Source organism: Streptomyces sp. 4N509B (assembly GCF_052245655.1).
Classification (GTDB): domain Bacteria; phylum Actinomycetota; class Actinomycetes; order Streptomycetales; family Streptomycetaceae; genus Streptomyces.
In genome coordinates this window covers 1-4,517 of record NZ_JBQQBZ010000080.1, presented here as the reverse complement: position 1 = coordinate 4,517, position 4,517 = coordinate 1, and the positions used below count along the sequence as shown (strand labels likewise).

At 72.1% G+C, this 4,517-nt stretch carries 4 protein-coding genes and 1 pseudogene; 1 reads left to right on the top strand and 4 read right to left on the bottom strand.

Annotated elements, in window-relative coordinates; all coding sequences use genetic code 11:
- The 4 genes and pseudogenes from ACTWP5_RS31960 to ACTWP5_RS31945 form a co-directional block, all read right to left on the bottom strand.
- Window positions 1-429, bottom strand: a pseudogene (locus ACTWP5_RS31960) (pectate lyase); the annotation flags it as partial.
- A 200-nt stretch (window positions 430-629) separates the two neighbouring features.
- Complete coding sequence (locus ACTWP5_RS31955; protein ID WP_443224690.1) at window positions 630-1,859, bottom strand: right-handed parallel beta-helix repeat-containing protein; 1,230 nt, start codon at window positions 1,857-1,859, stop codon at window positions 630-632.
- Between the two features lie 474 nt (window positions 1,860-2,333).
- Window positions 2,334-2,753 carry a hypothetical protein gene (locus tag ACTWP5_RS31950; protein WP_443224689.1) on the bottom strand — a complete coding sequence of 140 codons (420 nt, stop codon included), beginning with the start codon at window positions 2,751-2,753 and terminating at the stop codon, window positions 2,334-2,336.
- A gap of 79 nt (window positions 2,754-2,832) precedes the next feature.
- Window positions 2,833-3,942: an Rv2578c family radical SAM protein gene (locus tag ACTWP5_RS31945; RefSeq protein ID WP_443224688.1), complete on the bottom strand. Its 1,110-nt coding sequence runs from the start codon at window positions 3,940-3,942 to the stop codon at window positions 2,833-2,835.
- Window positions 3,943-4,112: 170 nt separating this feature from the next.
- On the opposite strand from ACTWP5_RS31945, the gene ACTWP5_RS31940 reads away from it, so the two are divergent.
- On the top strand, window positions 4,113-4,517 hold a 405-nt coding region (locus ACTWP5_RS31940; RefSeq protein ID WP_443224687.1), incomplete at its 3' end, for an SRPBCC family protein.

Sequence of the window (4,517 nt, the reverse complement as noted above, 5' to 3'; positions counted from 1 at the left end):
GTTCTGGATGATGATGTTGCTGGCCTCGCGGATGTGGATGCCGATCTGGTCGAACGTGGCCCCACTCCCGACGCCGATGATCGAGACGTTGCTGATCTGCTTGAGCTCGATCACGTCCTCGGCGGTGTTACAGCTGTCACCCGAGACCTTGCTGGTGTTGCCGTGGTTGATCGTCCCCTCGACCTCGATGGTGATCGGGGTGTCCTCGCTGGCCCGGTTGCACAGGGCCTCGTGGATCGCGGTACCGGTGGTCGCACGGACGGTCTCCCCGCCCTCGCCGCCGGTGGTGCCACCGTTCTGGGTCGCGTAGCCGCTCGCGCTGCCGGTCACGGCGGAGGCCTGGGACATCGACAGCACCAGGCCCGTGGTGGTCGCGACGGCCAGCGCGGCCACGACCGCGGGGATTCGCCTTGCTGCTGTTCGCTTCATCTCGTCCGCTCCTGCGGTGCTCGAAGGTGGGGGGATGGTGGAGCTGGGTGCGGTGGTCGCCTCGTCGGGCCGTCGGGCCGTCGGGCCCGACCTCGCGCCGGCGCGGACGCCGGAGTCCGTGCCGCCGTCGTCCAACGGTCGAACGCGGTGCCGGACGCGACGCCGCGACGGGCGACGGCGTTGGGTCGCCGAGGGGCTGGTCAGCCCATGATCCGCTGGCCGCCGAAGGTCACGACGAGGCTGCCGTCCTCGGCGAAGGACCAGGCCAGTTCGCCGGAGTAGTCGGCGCACGCGGGCCCGTTGCCGGTCTCCTCGTCCCAGAACTGGTTGGAGCCGTCGTCGTCGCCGATGATCCGGTCGTTGTCCCCGCTGTCACAGGAGACGTTGCGGGAGAACGTCGAGGAGCCGTCGTCGAAGTTGAAGTTGCGCTCCGTGTTACCGACGCTGACGTTGTCCGACACGGACATCGAGCCCGGGTTGCGGTTGTAGGTGAACCCGTGCTTGCCGTTGTTGACCGCGACGCTGCCGGTGACGACGTGGTCGACCGCGATGTCGTCGCCGCCGAGCTTGTAGCCGTTGCGGTCACCGTTCCCGGCCTGGCTGCCGTCCGAGAGTGTGCCGTTGGCGTAGGCCAGGGTGTTCTCCAGGGTCACGGCACCGATGGGCCCGTCGGCCGACTTCGTGTAGAGGTCGTAGCCGTCGTCGATGTTGTGGTGGGAGACGGTGTGGCGGAAGACGTTGCCGGGGCCGACGGTGAGCTTGGGGGCGAAGCCGTCCGCGTCCTCACCGTCGGAGTCGGCGTTGTCGTGCGACTCGGCGCTCAGGATGAGGTTGTGCGACGGCCACTGGTCCTCGGGGGCGCCGGCGACCCAGCGGGAGAGCTGGAGGCCGGTGTCGCGGTTGAAGCGGGTGACGGTGCGCTCGACGACGTTGTGGTGGCCGGCGACCAGGATGCCGTTGTCGCCGGCGTGCTCGACGACGATGCCGTGGAGGTGCCAGTACGAGGCGACGAGCGCCAGCCCGCGGTTGGCCGGGTCCTCCGCCTGGGCGGAGAAGTTCAGGACCGGGGTCTCTCCGGGGTAGGCGGACAGCGTCGTGCGGGCGTCGGCGGTGCCGTCGCTGCCCTCGATGACGACCGTCTCGGAGAAGCCGTAGGTCCCGTCGCGCAGGTAGATCGTGCCGCCGGGCTCGACGCGGCCGAGCGCCGAGCCCAGCGTCGTCGGGTCCGACTCCGTTCCGGCCGCGCCGTCGGCGCCGTCCGGCGCCACGTACAGCGCGTCGGCCCGCACGACGGAGCCCGTGTCGGCCGGATCGGTGGCGCCGGCCATCGCACCGGTGCCCAGCAGCCAGGCGGTCATTCCGCCGACCACTGACACCGCCACTGCGGCTGACCAGCGGCGTTGCCCCGCGAAGCGGCGCGCTCGTGACATGAGCCCAAGTCTCCTGACCGGGAGCCGGTGTGGGGGAGGGCCGCGCGGGCCCGTGCCGAGGGGAGACCGGGCGCACGCGGGTGGCCGTCGTCTGGCGGGGCGCCCGCGCGGACAGGCCCACGAGGCGACGACCGGTGCTGCACAGCGCGAGGCGGGGCGGCTCCCGAGTGCGACTCCTCGGCTGCGACGTGCGGTGCGGTCAGGGCGCGGGAGTCCCGCGCCCCTCACGCGTCGTACCGGCGACAGGATAGGGACGGGTGGTAAGACAATTCAGCGCACCACGGGGACAATACAGCTCTCGGGCTTCTGACCAGCGCGTTCAAGGTGCGCACGGCGCCTGGACGAACGGCCCCGTCCGTTCGCCCGGAGCAGGTGCTCTCACGCGCTGTCACCGCGCTTCGCCGCCGCGGGCTGGAGAGTGACGTGCCGTCCCACGGCGTGACGCCGCCGTCGACGAGGCCGGTGAGGCGCCCGTCAGCCGAACAGCCACTCGCCGAGGGTCCGTGCCCGGTCGCGGCGGAGCCGCGCTCGGGCGTCGTCGTCCAGCTCGCGCGGCCTGACCCGGGTGAGGGGGGTGGCCAGCACCTCGGGCCGCAGCACCCGCAGGCCGTGCAGGTCGAAGACCTCGGCCCAGCGGGGCGGTTCGTGGAAGCGCAGCTCGCCCGAGCCGGGGAACGGGGGAGGGGAGGCGAAGGCCACGAAGCCGGTGTGCGGGTGGCACAGGATCCGGTGACGTCGCACGCGGTCGCTCATGGCCGCGGAGTGGAAGGCGGGCGTGACGGCGGCCTCGGTCAGCTCGTAGAACGTCACCCCGGGGGTGCGGCGCGCCGCCTCGTGGCACGCGGCGCGGAAACGTGTGGTGTGCAGCGGGTCCTCGCCCGTCGTCGCGGCCACGGGCCCATGCTCTCACCCCGCCGGTGGGTGGGGGGACCGAGCGGGGAGGGCGCACAGGCCGTCGGCGCGTCGTGGTGCGTCACAGCAGGGTCAGCTGCGCCGCACCGGGCTCCGCGTCCGCCTCCGCGTCCGTCGTCGTGCCGCCGCCGGCACCGACACCGGACCCGGCGCCGGACCCGTTCCCGGCTCCGTGGCCTCCCGCGTCGCCGGACCGGGCGGGCAGCGCGCGGTGTGCTCCCGGGTGGACCGGCCCCATGCCGTACTCGGCCGCGAGCTCGTGGACCTGGCGCGTGACGCGTCGCTGGTACCAGCGGGGCGCGTAGGACCCCTCCCGGTACAGCGCCCGGTATCGCCGCACCAGGTGCGGGTGGTCCCGTTCGAGCCAGGCCATGTACCACTCGCGGGCCCCGGGACGCAGGTGCAGCACGAGTGGCGTGACCGAGGTGGCGCCGGCCGCCGCGATGGCGCGGACGGTGGCGCGCAGCTGCTCGGGGGAGTCCGACAGGTACGGCAGGACCGGCGCCATCAGCACCCCGCAGCCGACGCCGGCCTCGGCGAGGGTCCGCACCACGTCCAGGCGCCGCTCGGGAGCGGGGGTGCCGGGCTCGACGGTGCGCCACAGGGAGGGGTCGACGAAGCCGACGGAGACGGAGATCCCGACGTCCGTGACGTCGGCGGCCTGCCGCAGCAGGGGGAGGTCGCGGAGGATCAACGTGCCCTTGGTCAGGATCGAGAACGGGTTGGCGTGGTCGCGCAGCGCGGAGATGATCCCGGGCATCAGCCGGTACCGTCCCTCCGCCCGCTGGTAACAGTCGACGTTGGTGCCCATCGCGATGTGTTCGCCCGTCCAGCGCCGGGCGCCGAGCTCGCGGCGCAGCAGCTGGGGCGCGTTGACCTTGACGACGATCTGGCTGTCGAAGCCGAGGCCGGTGTCGAGGTCGAGATAGCTGTGACTCTTTCGAGCGAAACAGTAGACACAGGCGTGCGAGCAGCCGCGGTACGGGTTGACGGTCCAGGTGAAGGCCATGCGTGAGGTGCCGGGGACGCGGTTGACGATGGAGCGGGCGCGCACCTCGTGGAAGGTGATGCCCCGGAACTCCGGGGTGTCGAACGTCCTGGTCACGACGTCGGTGCCGAAGAGCGCGGGAGCGGACTCGGCCGCCGTGTCGCTCAGGTTGTTCCAGCGCATCGTGGGCCTCCTGCGGCGTGGGCGCCTCCCTTGGGGACAGGAATAGAACACATGTTCGCACGGAGCCTGTCAACCCGATTCCCCTCCCGCGGCGTCCCGATGGTTGGCTTGGATCCCGTGCCCGACACCGGCACGGGCACGTACGGCGGAACGACCGCAGGAGGAGAGCCATGGCGCAGATCGAGGTCGTCGCGGAACGGGACGTCGCGGCCGAGCCGAACGACGTGTTCGACGCGATCGCCGACTACACGGAGGTGCACCCGAGGCTGCTGCCCGAGCAGTTCACGGACTACGAGGTCAGGGAGGGCGGCGACGGCGAGGGCACGGTGCTCTTCTTCCGCTTCCACGCCACCTCGCGCCGGGTCCGCGAGGTGCTGTGCGACATCACCGAGCCCGCCGAGAACGAGCTGGTCGAGACCGACCGCAACTCCACCCTCGTCACCCGGTACGTCGTCACCCCCGCGCCCAACGGGGGCGCCCGCGTCACCATCCGCACCACCTGGGAGGGCAGCGGCGGCGTCGGCGGCTTCTTCGAACGGCTCTTCGCGCCCCGCGCGCTGAGCGGCGTCTACGAG

Coding starts and splice junctions, on each gene's coding strand:
- ACTWP5_RS31955 (WP_443224690.1), bottom strand. CDS start 1,859: ATGTCACGAGCGCGCCGCTTCGCGGGGCAACGCCGCTGGTCAGCCGCA.
- ACTWP5_RS31945 (WP_443224688.1), bottom strand. CDS start 3,942: ATGCGCTGGAACAACCTGAGCGACACGGCGGCCGAGTCCGCTCCCGCG.